The organism is Metapseudomonas boanensis (assembly GCF_042232855.1).
GTDB lineage: Bacteria > Pseudomonadota > Gammaproteobacteria > Pseudomonadales > Pseudomonadaceae > Metapseudomonas > Metapseudomonas boanensis.
The window spans coordinates 4,601,258-4,624,508 of sequence record NZ_CP113889.1; the positions used below are offsets into that span (position 1 = coordinate 4,601,258).

The window sequence follows — 23,251 nt, forward strand, 5'->3', positions numbered from 1 at the left end:
CACCTGCGACAGGCATAGCCTACCGCAGGGCGCCATTACACGTCAGAAGTAGTACGGGAACTTGAGGCTGAAGGAAAAATCCGGCGCATCCGGCGTAAGCCCGATCGACAGGTTGGGAACCACAGTCAGATCATCGCTGGCAGCATAAGTCATCCCGATGTTGAAGTAGGCCGCATTCGCGTCGCTTCCGGTCACTGTCTGCCAACCTTGGCCATCTGGCTTGATACGGCTTTCCTGGCTGACAAGCTCGGAAAAAGACATCGACAGGCTGGCCCGCTCGTTCAGCGCAAAGGCGATGCCCATGCCGAACTGGAACCAGTTACCCAGTTCTACCTTGCCGGGCACCTTCACGCCGCGTTGCGCACTGATGTCGTCGAAGTCCTCTTCAAGGTTGTAGGTGTACGAGAGGTTGCCGAACACCACTGCTGGGTCCATCGTCTTGACCAGTGCAATGCCTGGGGTAACCGACCACACACCATTGCCAGTGGGCAAATCCTCCGGCACGTTGAGGTTGTTGTTGCCCGGTACTGGGTCGATCTTGATGCCGTAGGGCTCCTCCCCGGTAGGTGCCTTGACCCGCAGGCTGAATACCGCATCAGGGACACCCGGCGCCTCATCGAGGAACTTGTAGGAAATCCCTGCACTGACGTCGCCCAGCCGTGGGTCACCCGTGACAGTCGCCTCACTGATCTCCGAGGTGGATCCACCGGCGCCAGATGACTGATAGGTGGTCTCGCGGTAGATCCAGGGCGTGTTGACATCCAACTGCCATCGCTGCGCCCAGTTGTAGCGGGCGGTCAGATCGAAGGTGTAGGTGTCGGCGTTGATCTGGTCGACCCCCAGGTTACCGAGGAAGATCGCATCCAGTGCGAGGAAGCCATTGAGGAACAGCTGGCGGGAATCGTAATGGCTGTAGGTGATGCCGGGCTCGATGCTGAAGGTGCCGTTGCCAAAGAAGCCACTGGCCTCCTGATAAAGATCCTCGACGCTGGCCGGCGGCTCGGCGCTGTCCTTGAGCGCTGTCCCATAACCGGTGCCACCTGCCGATGCAGCGCTGCCACCCGCCTGGGCTACCTGGGATGCCGGCACGGCCTTCGTTGCTGCACCCCGAGCCTCCACCTGACGCAATCGTTGTTCCAGAATCATCAATGCGTTCTGCTGGGCCTCATAACGTTGCTTGAGCGCTTGCAACTCCTGCAACAATGCTTGTACTTCCGGCGATTCTTGAGCGATGGCCAAAGGGACGGTAAGGGAGAATGCCAACGGCGCAACGACAAAACGACAAAGTGGTCGCATGGCGAACATCCTTGTGATTGGTTTGATGAGCCCTGCCTCGGTCAATAACCGCCTTGGCGCAGGGACCTGAGCTGTTCCAGACAATTGGTCATGTTCACGTTGCGGGTGTTGTCGCGCAGCGCCACATTCAGCTCGGCAAGATTGCGTACCGTATTCAATGAGCCACCGATGTTGGCGTGCTGCGCCACGCCTCCACCGCCGATCTGTTGGGTGCTGATGCCCTGGCCGTTCGCTGCCTGCAGGGCTATCTGCAGCCCTCCATTGGCAGTACTGACCTGCACCGCACCTGCGGAGTTGCTGAAACTTTCGGAGCCAGTAAATGCCTGCCCCACCGGGGTTGCCTGTAAAGCGCCTCCGGTACTGACGCTGACGTTGACGTCGTTCAGTCCGTTATTGAAATCCCCTGCAGTGCGTACGCTCTGGACGATGCCTTGCACTGTGTTCAGACCCGCACCGCCGATGACCTGGCCCGTCCCGGCGGTGACCACGCCACCTGCCCCGGCCTGGTTGATCATGTTGACCGTCAACGACGGCTGCGACTGGCCACTTGCGACATTGAGTGCCACCTGCGCACCCACGATCTGGCCAGAGCCGTTCTGCCACGACGAACTCATCACGACACCGAAGCTGATAATGCGGTCTGGCAAAACGTAGCGCCCGCGTAGCTGCGCCAGTTCGGCGTCGCTAAGCTCGACAGGATCGAACAGGCTTCCTGCTGTCACAGGAAGGCTCGCGAGCATCAAGGTGGCCATCCACCAGGATTTTCTGTTCATGATCATCTCCCGGAGTTGCAGCTCTCTGGCGAGCGCCTAGAAAAAGTCGCTCTGGATGAAGCCGAACTCCATCAGCTCCGCATCCTTGACAGGGCGAAAGCCATCGATTCGCTGTTTGGCGGTCAACTGCTCAGGTGGCGATAGCAGCTTATTGTTCCGGTTGTAGCCGGGCCCTATCAGGGCGAAAACGATGCCATTCCAGCCCTTGGCGAACTCATCGAGCGGCATCTTCTTGTGGCCCAACACGGGATCGCCCACATAGGCCGAGCCCTTGAACACCCGCTGCAGCACGACAAAGTGTTTGTAGCCGCGCACGTCCAGCAACACGATGCTCGGCACCTTGAGGCTTTCCAGCTTGTCTGCGGTGATGCGGTAACCCCGCGCGCGCAGCCCCAGCGTTTCGGCATAGCGCTTCATGTCGAGCATGGAAAAGCCCTGGGTTCGAACCGTCTCCGCGTTGGCATTGGCCAGCATGCCCTTGATCACATCCTCTTCCTGGAGGTTCCAACCGTAGGCAGCATTGAGCACCGTGCCCAGGGCAGCGGCTCCGCAGCTGAAGTCGGTTTGCTGTTCGAGCAGGTTAAGGAACCGACGCTCGCGCATGCTCACCACCTGCTTGTATGCAATGGCGCCATTGGGCAGCGCAGCGAAGCGGATCTCGGCGGCATGGCCCACCATCGGAAATGGGGCCAGAAAACAGGCCAGCAAAAGCATCAGGGATATCCGACGCATGGGGCCTCCGACTCGATAATGGATGGCGGCCGGGACGCACCCGGCCCCACCCTTCAGCAAGTTGCCGTTACCGTGCGATGCACGCGTTGCAGCCTGCGGCGATCGCCAGGCTGTTGCTCTGCTGGTTACCACCGCCAGCAGCAATGTTGACGCCAACGTTACCCGACACGTCGTTCAAGGACCCTTGCAGGGTGGCGTTGTTGACCACTGGCGTCTGCGGCTTGTCGTGGTGAGGCGGCCACCAGCCAAAACCACTGGCGACAGTGGTCATTTCCGGGCCGACCTCGTAGACATCACCCACTTTGTTGTCGGTGTAGTTGTTATTGGATTCCTGCGAGACATTGACGTCGGCGCTGGCGGTAAAGGCTTTTTCCGAAGAGGCGACGGCCATGTCGTTCTTCTGCTGGTTGAAGTTGCCGGCTGCGACGTTGATGCCTACGTTGCCCTGGGTACCGTTGGCCGAGTCGACGACGGTAGCGTTGTTCTGGGTGGCATCGTTGTACAAGTCGTTGTCATGCGCCTTCTGGGTAACCTCGATACTGGCGTTGGCTTCAAGGCCAGCACCGTGACCGAATACGAAGAAGGCATCAGCGGTAGCGATGGCCGCGGCGTTGGCCTGTTGGTTGTTGTCGCCTGCCACAACGTTGGCGCCGATGTTGCCAGTGGCGTTGTCCAACGAACCCTCGATGGTCGCCGTGTTCTTGGTGGCCTCGTTATCAACGTCGTTGTAGTAGTTTTCCTGGGTGTCCTTGACCGTTGCCGAGGCGCCATCGTGATGGCGATACCCCTCGGCCATGACGCCAGTGGAGAGCGCGACTGCCATGGCGATTGCCAGGGGTTTGAGGATCATTTCAACTTTCATGGTGAAATCTCCTTGCGGATTAGTGTTAAGCGCTTGTGGTGCTCCAGGGTCATTCCACGACCCTTATGCTCAGGTTGTTGGCAGTTCTATTGCCAACCCCGGCACTCTGGTTCAGCTGCACGACGCCACGACTGCCGGCAAATGCGTAGTCATCGATTTCAACGACGCGCTCGCCATGCTCAGACGCAGCTGCTCCTGAGACTGATGTCCGGGCGGCGGTCTGCGATAGAACGCTGTCGTCCAGACTTTCCGGTGCAGCGCCTACCGAGATGCTGAGAGCGTTGCTGTGCTGGTTTGCCGCACCGGCGCTTTGATTGATTCCCAGGACGCCACTTCCCTGGCTGAAGGACGGCCCTGTGATTCGTGCACTGGCGTCAACGCTGGTGGCAGGAGTGGTCGCCTGGCCGAGCGACTGCTGTACCCGCGTCGTCGCGTCCGTCCCATGGCCAACGCTGATTGCGCGACTGTTCGCTTGCTGGTGATTGAAACCAGTCGCCTGGTTGAGGCTGAAGTTGCCGTTGTATCCCTGCCCGCTGTTGCGTACATCCGCACCAGCTTGGGTGTGCTGCTGATCGGCCAGCAGCAAAGGGCTGGCGATCAACGCCAGGACTCCTATCAGCAGGCGCATGTCATCGCCCTCCCAGGGACTGCAACGGGCGCAGCCCCTGCTGGATGCTTTGATTGACCTGGCTTGAGATGGAACGACCAGCACCGCCACCTGTGTGGGTTGCGCCGACGCCGGGGAGAGACTGATGCCCCGGATTGCCGCTCATGGCAGGATTGTTGACGACCTGTGCCTGGATGGTCCGGTCCGGCAGCGCCATGCCAGTGGAAACATTGGCGAAATCGCCATCGGTCATCTCAACTGTGGTGGAACTGGTGATGGCTCCCGGATTCACCACCCGCGGATTGGGATCCGGCACCAGCGGCGCGCGAGTTGCCGTGCGGGATTGAACATCACGCTGGATGATGACATCGCCATCAGCAGCCAAAGAGGTCTGGAACGGAACAGCAAACACAAGCAGCAACGCAAAACGCACGGTGCCGGCAGTAAAGACTGAATAGTCCATGACGCATCGCTCCTGAAAGCTGCTGCTTCCAGCAGCGGCAATCAAGTGGGGCACAGCCCATGCCATTTCAGTACTTATCTATACAAAACAATCGCTTATGCAAAATATTTAAAGCTATCCCGACAGGCTCTGTAAGCGAGGCGAGACAACCCGCGTAGGTTATCCGCTGCCTGGCAGGCTGACAGTCCTTGCGCGCCAAGGGGCGCAAGGGCTACCGACAGATTGTTTCTGAGCCGAGACAGCCTGCCAGCATCCGTCGAAACTGTTTCATGGCCGCAACAGGTATCCCGTTCATCCATCAACCATTTTTAATGGTCCGTGCCCAGACCAATGCATCGACTCAGCACTGTTCGGATTCATCTCCACAGAGGAAGGTCTTGGCTTCGACGCCGACAAAACGGTTCTAGGAGTTGTGGCCGGCAATCCAATCACCCCGGGGAGAGCAGTTCGAACAGGCCCACTTTCAGCAAGTTCGGCACGGCTGCTTCCAGATCGCGTGCCACCTCACCGCGCTCACACTGGTCTTGGCGGGCACGTTCTGCAGCATGGCAGCTGCAATGCCGGTCTGGGCCTTGCTGCGATCTTTCAGGGCGACAGCCGGCAATGACTCGCCTGCTGCAGAGATCTTGCTGTTGATATGGAAGAGACCAGGGTGCTGGCCGGGGATCGTGATGGCGGGCTCGTTGCTGGATGAATACGCCACCTCGGCACCCCCTTCATGCGGGGGCGCCAGTTAGTCAAACAAGGGCTGGAGCTGCGCTGAGGGCTAGGCGGTCTTTGCCTGAAACAACTCACGCCCCTGATCCAGGCTCTGGTCCACCAGCCATTTACCATGGGCAATAGAAGCCCGCTGGGCGTTTTCCAGCTCAGACAGGAAGGCAAGCTTGAGCGGCAACGAGATACGCCGCGTGGTGCGGCCGTCCGGGCCGGTGATATGACAGCCGCCCGCCCAGGGTGTGGGAATGCCGGGATGCTCAACGATATCGGTGGTAATGGTGTAGTTGCGGTGGACGCACTGCAGGGTGCTCATGGGGTCTACCTCTTTGTTGAAAGGCCTGCCTCGGATGCTTCTACGCGTGAAACTTCCTGAGAGCCTGGCGCAGCTTTTCCAACTGAAGGTCGGCACACGCCTCCTCTTCCTTCCTCTCCGGATATAGCACAGGGGGTGCGGCGGCCGATGACAACCGACGAAAGGCCATTCCACATTTGAAAACTGCGTCCGGGTTCAGCAGTAGGTTGCGCCATGCACATCCAGTACGGATGCTTTCAAGAAGTGATTTCCATGCGGCGCCAACATCTGGTGGGCAGGGCGCACCCTGCGGACCAAGCCATGCTCCGGAATGAACGACACCCTGCGTTATCGGCAGGGTGTCGTTTGGGAAGCGCGTGCTGCGGGTTCAGTCTTTAGCTGCGATCACGCCAGATCGTCTTCACGTTGAGGAACTCGCGCAGGCCGAAGTGTGACAGCTCGCGACCGTAGCCGCTCTTTTTCACGCCACCGATTGGCACGCGCGGGTCGGAGGCAGTGAACCCGTTGATGAAGACCGCGCCGCTGACAATACGCCGCGCCAGGCGCTGGGCCTTCTCAGCGTCAGTGCTCCACAGTGCGCCGCCGAGGCCGAACTCACTGTCGTTAGCCAGCTCGATGGCGTGGTCCGCATCGCGGGCTACGATCAGGGAGGCCACCGGGCCGAAGATTTCCTGGCGGAACGAGGTCATCTCTGGGGTTACGTCCGTGAGAACGGTCGGTGCGTAGTAGTTGCCGGCTCCTTCGAGCTTCTCGCCGCCGATCAGCAGGCGAGCGCCCTGCTCCAGGGTCGCCTGAACCTGACCGTCCAGCTCGTCGCGCAGATCGAAGCGCGCCATGGGGCCAACGTAAGTTTCCGGGTCTTGTGGGTCGCCGATCTTCAGCGCCTTGACGGCCTCGACGAAGCGTGCGGTGAAGGCCTCGGCGATCGGTGCCTCGAGGATGATCCGCTTGGCGGCGATGCATATCTGTCCGGCGTTCTGGAAGCGGCTGGTGACAGCAGCTTTGACCGCCTCATCCAGGTTGGCGTCAGCCAGCACGATGAACGGATCGGAACCACCCAGTTCCAGCACGCACTTCTTCAGCGCGGCGCCCGCCTGTGCGGCAATGGCGGCACCAGCGCCCACGCTGCCGGTGACCGCAACCATGGCGATACGCGAATCCGCGATGGCCTTGGAGGCCAGGTCCGGAGTCACGTTGATCACTTCGAATGTGCCTTCCGGCAGGCCGCTCTGCGCCCAGGCGTCGGCCAGCAGATGAGCGCAGCCCATGACGTTCGGCGCGTGCTTGAGCACGTAGCCGTTACCGCCGAACAGGATCGGCACCGCACCGCGCATGACCTGCCACATCGGGAAGTTCCACGGCATCACAGCCAGCACCGGGCCGAGCGGCTCATAGATGACCCAAGCCTTGTCTTCCTCGACCAGGGTTGCTTCGTCGGCCAGCATTGCCGGGCCATGCTCGGCGTACCACTCGCACAGCCGAGCGCACTTCTCAATCTCGCCGCGGGACTGGCTGATGGGCATGCCCATCTCACTGGCGGTCATCCGTGCCATGGTTTCAGCATTGGCGCGCAGAGTCGCCGCCATGCGCAGCAGGACCTCTACACGAGCCGCTACCGGCGCCTTGCTCCATTGCTGAAAGCCACGCTGGGCGCTGGCCAGACTGGCCTCGAGAGCGGCGGCGTCCTGGAAGGGGTACCGGGCAAGCTCCTCGCCAGTGGCGGGGTTGATGGAGATAGCTGCAGGCTGGGTCATGGTGTCCTCGGTGCACGGTTCTTGTTCATTCGTGCAGCGACACTAAGGTAGACCTGGATTCACGTAAAACGAATAATCGAGAAAGAATTCTTCACAAAAACAGAACAGCTCTATTTTACCGCGCCACCTGCACAGGAGCGGGAGGATCAGGCACTCGCGTCAGTGGCCAGCTCCCGTATTCCAGCGTGCGAGCTGCCGGTGGCTCCGTGGTTACGACATAAACCCGTCGCTCATCGCCGTGATGCAAGAGCAGGCACTGCAACGCCTTGCCGTCTTCGACCACGAACCATCTGGCTTCGCCGTCACGGGTCAACTCCATGAAACGCACCACCGGCGACAGTACAGGGGTCGGCGCATAGGCGCTCCAGGCTTCCTCCATCTGGCTGCCCTCTACCACCCAGCCGGTGGCCGGCAATTGCCCTCTTTCCTCACTCCTGCGCCCCCAGGGAATCCAGACCACCCCGCGCGTCGGATCATGGATAGGAAGGGCAGCGTCCAGATCCGGGTAACTGACCCGTTGCCTGGAGCCTGCACTGGTGTAGAGCCCGCTGATCTCCACTGCGCGACACATGGCTGCCTCCGCCTGCTGAATCACGACCATTCCCCGCCGCGCGTGCGCGCGCCCAGCAGCCTGAGTGTCGTAAGGGACGCAGAAGAATCAAGCAGACCTCCCACCGTCCGGGACAGGAGGGCCAAGGGCGCGACGAAACGCCTGGTGAAAATTTGCTGCCGCGCTGTAACAGGCACAAGGCAACCGAGTCATTAATTCCGAGGGCGCCGGTCCCGGGCTCGACCAACGGCCGTGACTACACTGGGAACACCCATCACATTGCAGCCTCTGGAAACACGCCGGTTCTCTGATACCACCCACGCACCCCGAAACGGAGATGACCACAATGAAAACCACCAATACCGTTACCGCCGCTACCCTAGCCCTTGCACTGGGCACCGCTATCAGCCTCTCCATGGCCCCTTTGAGCGCCCAGGCCGCCGACAACGAAAAATGTTTCGGCGTGGCCATGAAAGGCAAGAACGACTGCGCCGCCGGCCCCGGCACCAGCTGCGCCGGTACCTCCAAGGTCGATTATCAGGGCAACTCGTGGAAGTACGTCCCGGCCGGGACCTGCGAGAAAACCGCATCGCCGAGCTCGCCCACCGGCTATGGCCAACTCAAGGCCTTCAAAGAGAAGACTGCCGGCTAATCGAACGGGCCAGGAGCGCTGACGAATGAGCGTCATTCACTCACGCGCTGGCCTCGCCAGCGCTCCCGCTCGCCACGCTGTGCTGCCGGCGCGAGCGGGCATCGGACTCAAGTCCCAGCACTATCGGGACATCGTCGAGGGTCAGCCAGACGTTGGCTTCTTCGAAATCCACGCCGAGAACTACATGGTCGACGGCGGCCCGTACCATCATTACCTGGGGTTGATTCGCGAGAACTATCCACTCTCTATCCATGGCGTTGGGCTGTCGATCGGCGCAGAACAAGCATTGGATGAGGCACACCTCGACCGACTCGCCGCACTGATCGAGCGTTACCAGCCGGAGTCCTTCTCCGAGCACCTCGCCTGGTCCAGCCACGGAGAGTGGTTCCTCAACGACCTGCTGCCACTGCCTTACGATCAGACAAGCCTGGTGCGAGTCTGCGAGCACATAGACCAGGTCCAGACGCGACTGAAACGCCCGATGCTGCTGGAGAATCCAGCGACCTATGTAGAGTTCGCCAGCTCCACCTTGAATGAGGCCCAGTTCATCCACGAGGTGGTCCGACGCACGGGCTGCGGCCTGTTGCTGGATCTCAACAATGCCTACATCAGCTGCACCAACCACAATCGTGACCTGGGCGCCTATCTCGCCGCCCTGCCCCTAGATGCGGTCGGTGAAGTGCACCTGGCAGGCTTCGCCGAAGATCGCGACAGCGCCGGTGACCGTTTGCTCATCGATACCCACGGTACCCCAGTGGACAACGCGGTCTGGGCACTCTACCGCGATACCCTGGACGCGCTCGGTCCCTTGCCGACCTTGCTTGAGCGCGACAACGACATCCCGCCCTTCGGAGCACTCCTCGCCGAAGCGGCGCAAGCCGAGCGGCTCATCCATCAGTGCTGTCGGATGCGCATGGAGGTGACCCCATGAGCAGCCAAGCGGTGTTCGTCGCTGCCCTCCTCGACCCCGACCTGCCCTGCCCTGATGACCTCAAGTGCTGGAATGGCTCGGCAGTGGAAGGCCGCTTCGCCGTCTACCGCAACAACGTCATGCACTCGCTGGTGGAGGCGTTGGCCGACACCTTTCCTGTGGTCCGGGAGCTGGTCGGCGATGACTTTTTCCGTGCCATTGCCCAGCACCATGTGCGTACCGCACCGCCACAGAGTCGCATTCTGATCCGCTACGGAGACACCTTCCCAGAATTCGTCGCCGGCTTTCCGCCAGTCTCCGGCCTGCCTTATCTGGCTGACGTGGCGCGCCTGGAGCTGTTGCGTGTGCGCGCCTACCACGCCGCAGACCTGCCGCCCCTGGATATGCAGGCACTGGTACCGGCATTGGCTGACCCGGCTCAGCTGCCCGGCATGACCTTCCGGCTCCACCCTTCGGTGTCAGTGCTGGAGTCGCCCTTCGCCATCGTCTCGCTCTGGGCCGCGCATCAGGGATTACTGGATATCGGCACGGTTGACCCGCTGCTGCCGGAGTCTGCGCTGGTGCTGCGCAATGGCCTGGACGTGGAGGTGAACCAGTTGTCTCCCAGCGCTTCGGCCTTCATCCGGCACCTGCAGTCCGGAGACAGTTTCGAAACGGCTGCCCAAGCCGCATTCGATCTTGATCCGACCTTCGACCTTGGCGCCCTGCTGGGGCAACTCTTGCAGGCCGGCGCCATCACCCACTTCGCGCAAACCTCAGGGAGGCACCCAGAATGATCGACACACTCCATGTCCGGCAAGCCGCTCTCCCGGTACGTCTGATCGCCCAGTTCATCGAACTGTGCAAGCGAGTGCCCTACAGCCTGGTGGCCTTCGTCGCACGCTTCTCCGTCGCCGCCGTGTTCTGGAAGTCTGGCCAGACCAAGATCGAGGGCCTGGCCATCGACCTGGTCTCCGGTACCTTGGAGCTGGGCGTGCCGCACTTATCGGCATCGGCCATCCCGCTGTTCACCGACGAATACAAAGTGCCTCTTCTGTCCCCGGAAGTGGCGGCCTATGCCGCTGCATTCGGCGAGCATTTCTTCCCTATCCTCATCCTGCTGGGCCTCGCCACCCGTTTCTCTGCCCTGGCGCTGCTGGGCATGACGCTGGTGATCCAGATATTCGTCTACCCCGACGCCTATCCCATCCACGGTGTGTGGGCCGCCAGCCTGCTCCTGCTGATCGCCCAGGGGCCGGGAGTCCTGTCCATCGACCACCTGATAGCCCGGCATAACCGGAGCTGAACCTGGCACAGAACCTACCACGGGGGACGTCAGCCGTTTCGTTGGCGCTGAGCCTGCGCAGGCCAACCTTGCTGGCCTGGCGACTTCAGGGCCCTTCCCGGACTGAAGTCCAGGCTAGTGCTGCAAGGGTCAACCCGTACGGATCGCACAAACGGCGCTTGTCGCCCCTCCGCCACCGGCAATCCGAGGCACCTAATGGAGGACATCGTCGTCTCTGGCAGGCTCCTGCGCATCGCCTAGGCTTGGACAGGCAGCCTGGATGAGTTCTACAGGTTGGGGAACGGAGCAGCACGACAAGGGACTGGGCGAAAAGAGGCGGCATTGTTTTCCATGACCCGGAATGATTCTGCCTCGTTCTTCATGCAGTTCTTATTGATCAAAGGAGTGCACTCATGGAGCAGCAGATCCCCGTTCACGCCAGCCCCAGCAAGAAATTGCGCGGGGTCAATCTGGGCGGCTGGCTGGTTTTGGAGAAGTGGATGACTCCCAGCCTGTTCGAAGGATTGCAGGCCGTCGATGAAACCACCTGGTGCGTCGAGATGGGCGCGCGGGCCACGGAACGGCTGCAGAAACACTGGAACAGTTTTATCAATCGCGACGACTTCGTCTGGCTGCACGAGCGTGGCATCAATGCCGTGCGCATTCCACTCGGCCATTGGATCTTCGGCCCGGATTATCCCTATCATCGTAGCTACGGGGAAAACCGGTACCCCTTTGTAGAGGGCGGGCTCGAGGTACTCGACCGGGCATTTGCCTGGGCGGAAGAGCTCCAGTTGAAGATCGTCCTGGATCTGCACGCCGCCCCCGGCTGCCAGAACGGATTCGATAATGGCGGAATCAAGGATGTCTGCGAATGGCACACCGATGCGCAATACCGCGAGCACTCGCTGAGCGTGCTGGAGCGCCTGGCCGAGCGGTACCACGGCGAGCCCAGCCTGCATGCCATCGAGGTGCTCAACGAGCCACGCTGGGATGTGCCGACCGAGTACCTGAAAAGCTACAACCTCGACGCCTACCAGCGCATTCGCCGGTACTGCAAGGCCGAGCAGGTCAGTGTTGTCTTCCATGACGGCTTCCGCCCCTTCGAGCATTACCTAGGTTTCATGCAGGCACCGGAATTCGCCAATGTGGTCTTCGACATCCATCGCTACCAGTGCTTCGAGCGCTGTGACATCGACAGCGATATCTACACCCACCTGCACAAGGCCAGCGGGCAATGGAAAACCGAAGCCGATGCAATCATCCAGCAAATGGGGATGCCGGCGTATTGCGGCGAGTGGAGCCTGGGGCTTGATCTGAAAGTGGTCTCGCTCTGGGCCGAAGGGCCGTTCAATCACGCTCTGGAGAGCATGGACAACTTCCAGAAGGACGTCGCCTATCGTGGTTATGCCGCGGCCCAGTTGCTGACGTTCGAAAAATACCTGGGCTGGTTCTTCTGGAGTTATAAAACCGAAACCACACCTGCCTGGTGTTTTCGCGAATGTGTCCAGCGCGGCTGGCTGCCCTCAGTTTTCTCCTAGCGCGCGGAGCGGAGTGCCGTAACTGCTGAACTGCTCCTGCGGCAGGTGATTGAGCAGGAGCTTGCGTTGGTAGTGCCGCTCGTGGCCGGCATGGAAACTGATGGCCAGCAGCGTCGAATCGGGCAGTTCTCGGTGCAGCATGTCCATCAGGTATTCCTCGCCCTTGGGCTCGAAGGCACTGGTCGCCTCCTCGATGAACACCCAGGACGGCCGCTGCAGGAAAAGCCGCGCAATGCCCAGCCGCTGCTGCGCGCGCAGCGGCAGTACGCTTTGCCAGTTATCGACCTCTTCCAGGCGTGCTGCCAGCCAACCAACCCCGGCGCATTCCAGGGCATGCTGCATGGCACTGGCCGGGAAGGTGCCTGCTGGCTGTGGATAGCTCAGCGCTGCCGTCAAGCTGCCAAGCGGCAGGAAGGGCCGCTGCGGCAGGAAGCAAATCCCAGGTCCGGCAGGTAGCCAGACCTCGCCATGCCCCCACGGCCACAAGCCAGCGACCACTTTGAACAGGCCGATGGTGACCGCCGGATCACCAGAAATCAGCACTCGCTCGCCACGCTGGATCGCCACGTTGAGGCCCTGGATCAGGATCTTCCCGTCAGGATTGGAGATGCACAAGTCGCGCAGTACCAGTTCCGACTGGTTCGATTGCGCCAGGCTGATGCGATGGTCTTGCGGCTCGGCAGCCTGCTCTTCAAGCCGCTGCAGGTCGCTGTAGAGGCTCATCACCCGGTCTGCCGACGCCCGGCAACGCGCGAGCTCGGCCAGGTTATCGATCGGCCACGAGAGCGCGGAGGTCAGTTGGTGGAATGCTTGCGCGGCCTGCATCAGCACCCCCAGCGTAATGCTGGCGGCAATGTACTGTGGTGCCATGACCAGGATCGGGAACACTGGCAGCAGCACACCATAGCCCGAAGAAAACGATACGATTCCCAGGTAAGCGCGAGTCTGGCGATACCAGCGACGGCCCAGTTCGGCGAAAGAGGTCGCCGAACTCTTCCGCTCGATCTCTTCGCCCTGCATCAACGCAATCGCCTCGGAGCTTTCCCGCGCATGGGCAAGCCCGAAGCGGAAATTCGCCTCCGCTGTTTGGAGTTTGTTGGTCGCCTTGACCAACGGACGCCCGAGCAACATGCCGAACAGCGTGCCGGCTCCAGCGTAGGCAAACGCCAGGATGACCATGTAACCCGGAACCATCAAGGCGGTGCCGGGCACGTTGACGCTGCCGGTAACCCTCAGCAGGATGTCGACAAAGCTGCCAAAAATCAGCAGCGAGTAGACCAGCGAGTGGGTCAAGGAAATCGTGCTTTCGGTAACGACGTGGATATCTTCGGCAATACGGCCATCCGGGTTGTCATGCTCGCCCTCGGTGAGCTGCAACTGATAGTGATGCCCGTGCGTCATCCATCGGTCCAGGACCTTTGCCGTCAGCCACTTGCGCCAATCCAGTTGCAACCAGCGCTTGACCTGCATATGCAGCGCCGTAACGCCCATGGTCAGCAGGAGTATCACCACGAAGGTGGCGATCTGCACCATCAAGCGGCTCAGTGACTTCGCTTCCAGGGCATCGAAGAGCGCACGGTTCCAGTAATTCATCCAGATCACCAGGCCGACTTGAGCCAGGGTGAGCAGCAGCAAAGCCAGGGTGAAACCGCGCGCCTTCCACTTCTGTGCAGAGTTCCAGTACGGCATGACCAGGCGCAGGAACTGCCACCGCGATCTCGACGGTTGCCGAGTGTCTGCCCGCCAAGCCATTTATTCGCAACCCCGCGCAGCCAACGGGTGTAGCCGCTCATTCATAAGCCCAAGCGGCGCGGCAGAACCATTCGGCAGACGTGCGGTGGCGGGGCACCCATGGCCTTCAGAAATTTGCAGGTCGACTCGGCGCCCGCCCTCAGCGCAGGGGTCTCCCCAAAACTGGCGGGCATGCGCACCCGCACAATCTACCGGCAGAAAAATCATCAAACCCCCTGCTGCTCAAGGCCGAAACCTCTGGTTGCTCAGCGTACTCCGGGGAGTGCGTTGCCTACCCTGCGAAACTCTTCGTGTTCGGCCAGGGAATTGTCGCAGGGTGCAGCCGCGGTGTATGTGCGAACGTTGGCCGGTAATAGTGTTTTCGGCTCGTTGAGCCCAGCGCAACGCTGCACCCGGTAAAATTCATTCAAGCACACAGAACCTGAACGGCACCGATTATCCGGACCGTCGAGCACGCTCGGCCGACAGAGGAACCTGCGGGCGGGCGATCGGTGAACCACACAAGGTTATTCAACTGGATCGCGAAGGTGAGCGCCTGCTTGTGGAAGCAGGCGAATTGCATGGGATCTTCAGGTCCCCAGGAGCATCCCGATTTTCGACGAGACGCAAGAGGGCTTCACCAACCCGCACAGAGGTGTCTTGCCTCCACATGCCTCTGCCAAGCTGCCGTGCACCGCACTTCAGCCAGCCTTGCCCAGCATCTGGCTGAGCACGGCGCGCAACTTGCCAGGCTTCACCGGCTTGTTCAGCAGCGGCACGCCGAGCTGTTGCAGCTCGCGTCGGCACTGGTCACTGCGATCGGCTGTGATGATCACCGCCGGCACGGGGCGATTGAAAATCTCGCGTATTTCCTGGATCACCTCGCAACCGGTCACGTCATGGTCCAGGTGGTAGTCGGCCACGATCAGATCGGGCGCCTGCCCTCCCAGCATCGCCAAGGCGTCACCCAGGTCGGGCGCAGCCACCACCTCGCAGCCCCACTGGCCAAGCAGTGCCGACATGCTGTTGAGGATGCTCGACTCGTTGTCCACTACCAGCAGCCGTTGTCCGGGCAGCGGATCGCCTGTCACCGGGCGCGGCTCGACGTTCTGGCATGCCACCGGCGCAGCATCTGCCAGGGGTACCTCGATACTGAACACCGAGCCACGGCCGAGCTGCGAGCGGACCTGCACCGGGTAATCGAGCATGCTGGCGATGCGGTCGACGATGGCCAACCCGAGGCCCACGCCCTTGCGCTCAGCGGCCCGGCCAACGTTGAGCTGGTTGAACTCAAGGAAAATCGCCTGCAGCTGATCCTCGGGGATACCGCGCCCGCTGTCCCAGACCTCCAGCCTTAAACGGTCGCCCACTCGACGGCAACCAAGCAGTACACGGCCGCGCTCGGTGTAGCGGCAGGCGTTGCTGAGGAGGTTGCGCAGGATGCGGGTCAGCAGCCGGAAGTCGGTAGTGATACTGAGGCGCGGCACGCGCACGCGCAGTTCCAGGCCGGCCGCCTCGGCCACACTCTGGAACTCCGAGGCCAGCGGACCCAGCACCTCGTCGAGGTGATAGACATCGAGGTCCGGCTTGATCGCGCTCTGGTCCAGCTTGGAGATGTCCAGCAGGTCGGTGAGCAGGTCCTCGGCGCCTTCCAACGCCTGGTGGGTGCGCTCGACCAGCAGCTGCTCCGAAGGTGGCAATTGCCGCTCGCGAAGGGTCGATACCAACAGGCGCGCTGCATTCAGCGGTTGCAGCAGGTCATGGCTAGCGGCAGCCAGGTATTTGTCCTTGCTCAGGTTGGCCGCTTCGGCGGCGTCCCGCGCCTCGCTCAGCTGCTCGTTCAAGGCCTGCAACTCGCGGGTGCGGTCCAGGACGCGCTGCTCCAGTTCGTCATTGAGCGTCTGTAGGCGCTGCTGGGCGAGGATGCGCTCGGTGATGTCGGCAACGAAGCCTTCCACCAGACCTTCTTCATCCGGCTTGAGCAGCAGGTTCATCAGCACGTCGACATGGCTGCCGTCCTTGCGCCGCAGGCGCGTCTCATAGCCGAACAGGCCGTTGCCTCGTTGCAGTTCGCGGCGAATGCGAGCCAGCTCCGCCGCACCGCCGACGAAAAGATCGGTGGCCAGGTCTGTCAGCGGCCACAGGCAATCCTGCGGAGAGTCGTAGCCGAGCATGCGCGCCAGGGCCGGGTTGGCGGCGCGCATGCCCTCCTGCAGGCTGGCCTGGAAGATGCCGTGCACGGCGTGCTCGAACAGCCATTTGTAGCGATTGCGCTCGGTTTCCAGCTCTTCCAGCCGCGCCAGCAACTCGGGATAGTGGCTTTTGCGTGCCGAGTGGGAGCCCAGTCCAAGGAGCCCGGCCAGCGCCTGACGCTGCTCGTCAGAGGGCCTCGGCATACACCACCTCGACATCCCGCAGGCTGGATTCGCGCGGGTTGGTGAGGATGCAGGGGTCATCCATCGCATGCCGCGACAGGAAGGGAATGTCGGAGGTGCCGACGCCATGCAAGCCGAGGGTTTCGTGGAAACCGACGGCATGCTTGAGGGTCACCAGGTGTTCCACCAGACGTTGGCGCACCTGGTTCTGGTTCAGTCCCCGGCAGTCGATGCCGAAGGTTTCGGCGATGACCTTGAACCGCTCCGGCGCAGCGCTGTAGTTGAACGCCACCACGTGCTCCACCAGCACGGCGTTGCACAGCCCATGAGGCAGATCGAGGAAGCCGCCGAGGCTGTGGGACATGGCATGCACCGCACCGAGGATGGCGTTGGAGAACGCCAGGCCGGCCTGCATGCTGCCGAGCATGATCTTCTCGCGCAGGGCAATGTCCTGGGGGTTGGCGATCATCGCCACCAGGTTGCCGTTGATCAGACGCATGGCTTCCAGCGCATGGGGATCGGTCAGCGGGCCATGGCCGGTGGAGACGAAGGCCTCGATCGCATGCACCAGGGCGTCGATGCCGGTGCACGCCGAGAGGAACGGATCCATGCTGAGGGTGGTTTCCGGGTCGATCAGCGAAACGTCGGGCACCACGGCCTTGCTGACGATGGAAAACTTCATCCGTTCCTGCTGGTTGGAGATGATGACGAACTGCGACACATCGGCCGAGGTGCCAGCAGTGGTGGGAATCAGGATCAGTGGCGGGCTGGGCACGGTCAGGGTATCCACGCCCTCGAACTCGAGAATGCTGCGGCCGTGGGCAACGACGATACCAATACCCTTGGCGCAGTCCATGGGGCTTCCGCCGCCCACGGCGACTATGACGTTGCAGCCCATGCTGCGGTAGAACTCGGCGCCCTGCATGACCTCCTCCACGCGGGGGTTGGGTGATACCTGGGTGTAGAGGCAGTAATCGATGCCTTGGGCCTGGAGGCTGGCCTCCACATCCGCAACCCAGCCGGCAGCCTGCACGCCAGGGTCAGACACCACCAGCACCTTGCGGGCGCCAAAGGTGCTGGCGTAGTTACCAACGTTATGCCGACAGCCGGCACCGAAAATGATCTCGGGAGAAACGAACTTGCGAAGCTGGCTGATATCGTGACGCATCAAACGGCTCTTTTTTGTAGTTATGGGGCGAGTAGGAACCAGCCTACTGCATTCGTGGGCCTTTTCAATCAGACGTTTGGCGGCGTCCCTGCATCACCTTGCCGGATTTGTTCGCGAGCAAGCTCGCTCCTACGGGCGACGGTGTTGCTTTGTAGAAGCCAGCTTGCTGGCGAAGGCGGGAAGTTTCGCGAGCAAGAACTCGGCGTCCCCCTTGCTCATACACGGCCTACTAGAGAAGCGCCTGGTAAAACCTCAGCTCCTCCTGCAGGGCATGAGCCAGGTTGACGGCCTGGCGGAATCCGTGACGCTCCTCTGGATAAAGATGGACCTCAACCTGGCGGCCCTCTGCCTTCAACGCCGCGACCATCGCGTCTGTCTGCTCCGGCACCACGATGGCATCCCGCCCTCCCTGGAAGAAAATCACCGGCGCGTTGATTTCCGTCGCTCGCGCCACCGGCGTGCGTTGCCGATAGCGCTCTGCATCGCACACAGGATCGCCGATCAACCAATCCAGATAATCCGCCTCGAACTTGTGGGTCTTCTCGCGTAACACCAGCGGATCGCTGACTCCGTAATAGCTGGCGCCGCCCCGGAACGGCGTGTTGCCCAGCAAGGCCATGAGCGTGGTGAAACCACCCGCGCTGGCACCCCGGATGAATGCCCGCTGCGGGTCCGCCCGCCCCTGCGCGGCCAGGTGCGTTACCAGCGCGCAGGCATCCTCCACATCCAGTACGCCCCAGGCACCTTTCAGTCGTTGCCGGTAAGCCCGGCCATACCCCGTGCTGCCCCGATAGTCGAGGTCGGCCACCGCGAAGCCGCGCTGGGTCCAGAACTGGATGCGCGGATCGAAAGCCGGCTGGCTAGCAGAGGTAGGCCCGCCGTGACAGAACACCAGCAGCGGCGGCCGTTGACCGATCGTTTCCGGGCAATCGGCATTGGTGGGCGGATAGAAGAAGCAGTGGGCAATCTCCCCTGTCCCGGTTTCGAACTGCATCGGTTCTGGCCAAGCGATGTCGGCGGCCGGCAGGCCCGCTCCACTGCCAGCCAAGACTCGCAATGCGCCGCTGGCGCGGTCGATGGCCAGCACGGCGCCGGCACGGTCGGGCGCAGCGGCAATGCAATAGACATAATGATGATCTGCTGCCAGTTGGCGAAAGAGGCTGTAGCCGGCCGCAAAACGTCGCCCGTTTGAAAGGCCGAGATGCCCCTCACCCTGCGCAATCCAGGTGGACAAGCAGCCCTCCTCCAACGGCAGGTAGCTGCAACTGCCCAACTGCCAGCGTACCGGGGCGTGGTCGGCAGCCAGCGCCGGCCTCGGTCGCAGCCGCTTGCGCTCCAGCCGCCAGGGTTGCCACCAGCCGTTGCGGTCACTCAGGCAATAGAGTCGGCTCTGAGCGTCGAATTGCGGTTGTTGCAGGGATTCCTCGCCCTGAGCTCCGGCGACGATCTGGCAGGGCCCCCAGCCATTACCCTGGTGTTCACGCAAGCAAAGCCGGGTAGCAGTCCAGGGCAGTTCGGGCCGACTCCATTCGATCCAGGCCAGGCACTGGCCATCGGGGCTGATGCAAGGCGCAGCATAGAAATCGGCGCCCTCCGCTGATACCTCGCGGGATCCATCCGTCAGGCCGATCACCACCAGGCGGTGCGTGCCACCCTCCTCCTCGACAGCCAGCAACGCCCTGGCCTGCGGCCAGTAGCGCAGGTCGCCATAGCGACGGCCCTCGCTCGCCGTCAGCCGTCTGGGCTGGCCGAGCAGGGGCTGGACATACAGCTGCTGGTCCGATTCGTTGACGAACACCGCACCATCGCCCGTCAGGCAGAAAGCACCTCCGCCGTATTCGTACACCCGGCTGCGCACGGAGTGGCCTGCAGGCGTCAAGCAACGCGCGCCACCCTCCTGCCAATACCAGAGCGTGGTACGGCCATCTGCCGGGTCGAAGCGGGTCCAGAACAGCCCCTGCTCGCCACAGCGCAGTTCGGCAAAGTCGGAACTGGCGGCCACCGCCCGCTCGGCGCTCCAGGCGCTTTCCCAGAAGCCGAAGGGACGGATTTCAGGCGCGGCAGATGATCTTCGAGGTACGCTCATTGCGGTAGGTCAGTTGGTCCAGCTCCAGCGGCGCCTGTTCGGCCTGCTCCCGCGCGGCGAGGATCTTGTGGTGATGGGGGGACTTGGCACACACCGGATCGGCATTGCTGGCATCCCCGGTAAGCATGAACGCCTGGCAACGGCAGCCACCGAAGTCACGCTCCTTCTCGTCGCAGGAACGGCACGGCTCGGGCATCCAGTCGTAGCCGCGGAAGCGGTTGAAGCCGAATGATTCGTTCCAGATATGCCCCAGGCTGTGCTCGCGCACATTGGGGAACTGCACTGGCAGCTGGCGCGCGCTGTGGCACGGCAGCGCGGTGCCGTCGGGGGTGATGTCGAGGAACAGGTTGCCCCAGCCATTCATACAGGCCTTGGGGCGCTCTTCGTAATAATCCGGGGTGACGAAGATCAGCTTGCAGGGGTGTTTCTCCGCCACCAGCCTGGCCCGGTATTCGTTGGTGATACGCTCGGCGCGTTGGAGCTGCTCGCGGGTCGGCAGCAGCCCGGCGCGGTTGAGCTCGGCCCAGCCATAGAACTGGCAGGTGGCGAGCTCGACGAAGTCGGCCTCCAGAGCCAGGCAGAGCTCGATGATGCGGTCGATCCGGTCGATGTTGTGCCGGTGGGTAACGAAGTTCAGCACCATCGGGTAGCCTGCGGCCTTGACGGCACGGGCCATGGCCAGCTTGTGCTGGAAGGCCTTGGTGGAGCCGGCCAGCAGGTTGTTCACTTCCTCGTCGGCGGCCTGGAAGCTGACCTGGATATGGTCCAGTCCTGCCTCGCTCAATGCGTCGATGCGCGCCTCGCTGAGGCCGATACCTGAGGTGATCAGGTTGGTGTAGTAACCCAGTTCGCGGGCGGCATGGACCAGCTCCTCAAGGTCGCGCCGAACCAGCGGCTCGCCACCGGAGAAACCCAGCTGCGCGGCACCGAGTTCGCGGGCCTGACGGAACACCTCGATCCACTGTGCGGTGCTGAGCTCATCTCCGTGCCGAGCGAAGTCGAGCGGGTTGGAACAGTACGGGCACTGCAAGGGGCAGCGGTAGGTCAGTTCCGCCAGCAGCCAGAGCGGCGGCCCTGGCTGTTCAGGCTTCGAGCTGCAACCAGAATTGCGCATGAGCCACCTCGATGAAAGCCAGAATGTCTTCGTTCAAGCCCGGTACATCCGGGAACTTGCGACTAAGGTCGGCGATAATCTGCGCCACCGAGCGCTCGCCATCCACCAGGCCAAGGATTTCCCCAGCGCTCTCGTTCAGCTTGACCATGCCCTCCGGGTACAGCAGCACATGGCAGCCCTGGACCGGCTCCCATTGCAGTCGAAAGCCCCGGCGCAGGATTGGAATCTGTTGTTGGTTGAAGTCGCTCACAGACGAATCCCCCGATGCCAGACCCGCTCGCGGGTCACGCTGTGGTAAGGCGGGCGCTCCAGCTCATAGGCCATGCTCATGGCGTCAAGCATGCTCCAGAGCACGTCCAGCTTGAATTGAAGGATGTCCAGCATGCGCTGCTGGGCTTCCTGGGTACGGTAATGCGCGAGGGTGATGCGCAAACCATGCTCGACATCACGACGGGCTTCCTTCAGGCGCTTGCGGAAGTACTGGTAGCCGGCCGGGTCGATCCAGGGATAGTGCTGGGGCCAGGCGTCCAGGCGCGACTGATGGATCTGCGGGGCGAACAGTTCGGTCAGCGAGCTGCTGGCGGCCTCCTGCCAGGTAGCGCGGCGGGCGAAGTTGACATAGGCATCGACGGCAAAGCGGACGCCGGGCAGCACCAGTTCCTGAGAAAGCACCTGTTCGCGGTCCAGGCCGACGGCCTCGGCCAGTCGCAACCAGGCTTCGATACCGCCCTCCTCACCCGGTGCTCCATCGTGGTCGAGGATGCGCTGTATCCACTCGCGGCGGGTGTCACGGTCCGGGCAATTGGCCAGGATCGCAGCGTCCTTCATCGGGATGCAGACCTGGTAATAGAAGCGGTTCGCCACCCAGCCCTGGATCTGCTCGCGGCTGGCGCGGCCTTCGTACATCGCCACATGGAATGGGTGGTGGATGTGGTAATAGGCGCCCTTGGCACGCAGCGCCTGCTCGAATTCGCTTGGGGTCATGGCGCGCTCAGTCATGCCGGAATCCCTCGTAGGGTGCGCAGCGCGCACCTTGATTGGTTCGTGGTGCGCACGGCGCACCCTACAAATCGATGCCCATGCCGTCCCAGGCGACTTCTATGTCGTGGCGGCCCAGTTCGGCGCGTTCGGCCGAGTCGACGTCGAGTATCGGGTTGGTGTTGTTGATGTGGATGAGTACCTTGCGCGGGCCCGGGATGGCATCCAGCACCTCGATCATGCCGCCGGGGCCACTCTGCGGCAGGTGGCCCATCTCGCTGCCGAGCTTGTCGCCGACCTCGCAGTGGCGCATCTCGTCATCGCGCCAGAGGGTGCCGTCCACCAGCAGGCAATCGGCCTTGTGCATCCAGACGCGCAGACTGTCGTCCACCTGACCGAGGCCGGGGGCGTAGAACAACGTGCCGCCGGTCTGCAGGTCCTCGACGTAAAGGCCGATGTTATCGCCCGGATGCGGATTGCCCCGGTGCGGCGAGTACGGCGGAGCACTGCTGCGCAGCGGGATGGCCGTGAAGCGCAGCCCCGCAGCAGCGGGAATGGCGAACGCCGGGCTGGCCAGGTCGATTCGCTGCCACTGGAGGCCTCCATTCCAATGTTCAAGCATGTTGAACACTGGAAAACCGGTGGTCAGGTCCTGATGGACCATGTCGGTGCACCAGACCTGGTGCGGGCAGCCTTCGCGCAGGCTGAGCAACCCGGTGACGTGGTCGATCTGACTGTCCATCAGGATGATCGCCGCGATACCGGTATCACGCGGGCGTCGCGCCGGCTGCATCGACGGGAACGCTTCCAGCTGCGCGCGGATGTCCGGCGAGGCATTGCACAGCACCCAATCCGTGCCGTTGGCGCTGATGGCAATGGAAGACTGCGTACGGGGTTGGGCGCGCACCTTGCCGCTGCGTACGCCACGGCAATTGCGGCAGTTACAATTCCACTGGGGAAAGCCCCCGCCGGCGGCCGAGCCGAGAATCTGGATGTGCATGGGAGTGGCCCTGGCGAAAGCCCCGGCTGGGCCGGGGCAAAAGGATCAGCGGTTGGCGAAGTACAGGGTGACTTCGAAACCAATACGCAGATCTGTGAAGGCGGGTTTAGTCCACATGGCGCATTCCTCTTTTTATGGCGCCGGAAGATTCCGGCAAGTTCAGTTAAGCACCTGCGAGCCGGGGGCCGAATGGTACTTTGGGATAAGGTTTGCTCGTGATTTGGTAGGGGCTGGAGCGTGGAATGAGACCGGTAGGATGTGGCGGGCGGCGTTCCGCTAGAGCGAAGCGAAACCCATCCTACGAGATGCCCACCTGATACAGCTGAAAGAAAAGAAAAACGCGG

The 23,251-nt window shown here is 62.1% G+C and carries 23 protein-coding genes; 5 read left to right on the plus strand and 18 right to left on the minus strand.

Annotation, left to right across the window (positions count from 1 at the left end; genetic code table 11):
- Window positions 1–42 precede the first annotated feature (42 nt).
- From OXH74_RS21510 to OXH74_RS21550, 9 genes are all read right to left on the minus strand, one after another.
- Window positions 43–1,296 carry a hypothetical protein gene (locus OXH74_RS21510; protein ID WP_375738772.1) on the minus strand — a complete coding sequence of 418 codons (1,254 nt, stop codon included), beginning with the start codon at window positions 1,294–1,296 and terminating at the stop codon, window positions 43–45.
- A gap of 41 nt (window positions 1,297–1,337) precedes the next feature.
- A complete protein-coding gene (locus OXH74_RS21515) occupies window positions 1,338–2,069 on the minus strand; it encodes a hypothetical protein (RefSeq protein ID WP_375738773.1) in 732 nt (243 codons plus the stop codon).
- A 36-nt stretch (window positions 2,070–2,105) separates the two neighbouring features.
- Window positions 2,106–2,801, minus strand: a complete 696-nt coding sequence (locus OXH74_RS21520; protein WP_215380023.1) for a C39 family peptidase — start codon at window positions 2,799–2,801, stop codon at window positions 2,106–2,108.
- 67 nt (window positions 2,802–2,868) lie between these two features.
- Window positions 2,869–3,663, minus strand: coding sequence for a heme utilization protein (locus OXH74_RS21525; RefSeq protein ID WP_375738774.1), 795 nt, complete (start codon window positions 3,661–3,663; stop codon window positions 2,869–2,871).
- A gap of 49 nt (window positions 3,664–3,712) precedes the next feature.
- On the minus strand, window positions 3,713–4,291 hold the full coding sequence (locus tag OXH74_RS21530; protein WP_375738775.1) for an adhesin: 579 nt from the start codon (window positions 4,289–4,291) through the stop codon (window positions 3,713–3,715).
- Between the two features lies 1 nt (window position 4,292).
- Complete coding sequence (locus tag OXH74_RS21535) at window positions 4,293–4,733, minus strand: hypothetical protein (protein ID WP_251702209.1); 441 nt, start codon at window positions 4,731–4,733, stop codon at window positions 4,293–4,295.
- Between the two features lie 766 nt (window positions 4,734–5,499).
- A complete protein-coding gene (locus tag OXH74_RS21540; RefSeq protein WP_215380030.1) occupies window positions 5,500–5,763 on the minus strand; it encodes a hypothetical protein in 264 nt (87 codons plus the stop codon).
- A 374-nt stretch (window positions 5,764–6,137) separates the two neighbouring features.
- A complete protein-coding gene (locus tag OXH74_RS21545; RefSeq protein WP_375738776.1) occupies window positions 6,138–7,517 on the minus strand; it encodes an aldehyde dehydrogenase family protein in 1,380 nt (459 codons plus the stop codon).
- Window positions 7,518–7,632: 115 nt separating this feature from the next.
- The gene (locus OXH74_RS21550; protein WP_375738777.1) at window positions 7,633–8,088 is read right to left on the minus strand and encodes a hypothetical protein; all 456 of its coding nucleotides are present in this window, start codon (window positions 8,086–8,088) and stop codon (window positions 7,633–7,635) included.
- Between the two features lie 325 nt (window positions 8,089–8,413).
- Between OXH74_RS21550 and OXH74_RS21555 the strand changes: the two genes are divergently transcribed.
- The 5 genes from OXH74_RS21555 (at window position 8,414) to OXH74_RS21575 (ending at window position 12,455) form a co-directional block, all read left to right on the plus strand.
- Window positions 8,414–8,719, plus strand: a complete 306-nt coding sequence (locus tag OXH74_RS21555; protein ID WP_375738778.1) for a DUF2282 domain-containing protein — start codon at window positions 8,414–8,416, stop codon at window positions 8,717–8,719.
- A 25-nt stretch (window positions 8,720–8,744) separates the two neighbouring features.
- Window positions 8,745–9,650: a DUF692 domain-containing protein gene (locus OXH74_RS21560; RefSeq protein WP_375738779.1), complete on the plus strand. Its 906-nt coding sequence runs from the start codon at window positions 8,745–8,747 to the stop codon at window positions 9,648–9,650.
- Complete coding sequence (locus OXH74_RS21565) at window positions 9,647–10,426, plus strand: DUF2063 domain-containing protein (RefSeq protein ID WP_375738780.1); 780 nt, start codon at window positions 9,647–9,649, stop codon at window positions 10,424–10,426. The genes OXH74_RS21560 and OXH74_RS21565 overlap by 4 nt, the downstream gene beginning before the upstream one ends.
- Window positions 10,423–10,935, plus strand: coding sequence for a DoxX family protein (locus OXH74_RS21570; RefSeq protein ID WP_375738781.1), 513 nt, complete (start codon window positions 10,423–10,425; stop codon window positions 10,933–10,935). The genes OXH74_RS21565 and OXH74_RS21570 overlap by 4 nt, the downstream gene beginning before the upstream one ends.
- Before the next feature lie 392 nt (window positions 10,936–11,327).
- Window positions 11,328–12,455 (plus strand): glycoside hydrolase family 5 protein, encoded by a 1,128-nt coding sequence (locus OXH74_RS21575; RefSeq protein ID WP_375738782.1) that lies wholly within the window; start codon window positions 11,328–11,330, stop codon window positions 12,453–12,455.
- Here OXH74_RS21575 and OXH74_RS21580 read toward each other — a convergent pair.
- The 9 genes from OXH74_RS21580 to pqqA all read right to left on the minus strand — a co-directional run bounded on the left by OXH74_RS21580 (window position 12,441) and on the right by pqqA (window position 23,024).
- Window positions 12,441–14,144, minus strand: a complete 1,704-nt coding sequence (locus OXH74_RS21580) for an ABC transporter ATP-binding protein/permease (protein ID WP_375738783.1) — start codon at window positions 14,142–14,144, stop codon at window positions 12,441–12,443. The genes OXH74_RS21575 and OXH74_RS21580 overlap by 15 nt on opposite strands.
- A gap of 743 nt (window positions 14,145–14,887) precedes the next feature.
- On the minus strand, window positions 14,888–16,582 hold the full coding sequence (locus tag OXH74_RS21585) for a NahK/ErcS family hybrid sensor histidine kinase/response regulator (RefSeq protein ID WP_375738784.1): 1,695 nt from the start codon (window positions 16,580–16,582) through the stop codon (window positions 14,888–14,890).
- Window positions 16,566–17,729, minus strand: a complete 1,164-nt coding sequence (gene ercA / locus OXH74_RS21590) for an alcohol dehydrogenase-like regulatory protein ErcA (RefSeq protein ID WP_375738785.1) — start codon at window positions 17,727–17,729, stop codon at window positions 16,566–16,568. The genes OXH74_RS21585 and ercA overlap by 17 nt, the downstream gene beginning before the upstream one ends.
- A gap of 229 nt (window positions 17,730–17,958) precedes the next feature.
- The gene (locus OXH74_RS21595; RefSeq protein WP_375738786.1) at window positions 17,959–19,815 is read right to left on the minus strand and encodes a prolyl oligopeptidase family serine peptidase; all 1,857 of its coding nucleotides are present in this window, start codon (window positions 19,813–19,815) and stop codon (window positions 17,959–17,961) included.
- Entirely contained in the window at window positions 19,781–20,929 is a 1,149-nt protein-coding gene (gene pqqE / locus OXH74_RS21600; RefSeq protein ID WP_375738787.1) for a pyrroloquinoline quinone biosynthesis protein PqqE, read from the minus strand. The genes OXH74_RS21595 and pqqE overlap by 35 nt, the downstream gene beginning before the upstream one ends.
- The gene (gene pqqD, locus OXH74_RS21605) at window positions 20,898–21,179 is read right to left on the minus strand and encodes a pyrroloquinoline quinone biosynthesis peptide chaperone PqqD (protein WP_215380064.1); all 282 of its coding nucleotides are present in this window, start codon (window positions 21,177–21,179) and stop codon (window positions 20,898–20,900) included. Before pqqD ends, pqqE begins: the two co-directional genes overlap by 32 nt.
- Window positions 21,176–21,928 (minus strand): pyrroloquinoline-quinone synthase PqqC, encoded by a 753-nt coding sequence (gene pqqC, locus OXH74_RS21610; protein WP_375738788.1) that lies wholly within the window; start codon window positions 21,926–21,928, stop codon window positions 21,176–21,178. Before pqqC ends, pqqD begins: the two co-directional genes overlap by 4 nt.
- Window positions 21,929–21,992: 64 nt before the next feature.
- Window positions 21,993–22,907 carry a pyrroloquinoline quinone biosynthesis protein PqqB gene (pqqB, locus tag OXH74_RS21615; RefSeq protein ID WP_375738789.1) on the minus strand — a complete coding sequence of 305 codons (915 nt, stop codon included), beginning with the start codon at window positions 22,905–22,907 and terminating at the stop codon, window positions 21,993–21,995.
- Window positions 22,908–22,952: 45 nt separating this feature from the next.
- The gene (pqqA, locus tag OXH74_RS21620) at window positions 22,953–23,024 is read right to left on the minus strand and encodes a pyrroloquinoline quinone precursor peptide PqqA (RefSeq protein WP_072432761.1); all 72 of its coding nucleotides are present in this window, start codon (window positions 23,022–23,024) and stop codon (window positions 22,953–22,955) included.
- Between the last annotated feature and the right edge of the window lie 227 nt (window positions 23,025–23,251).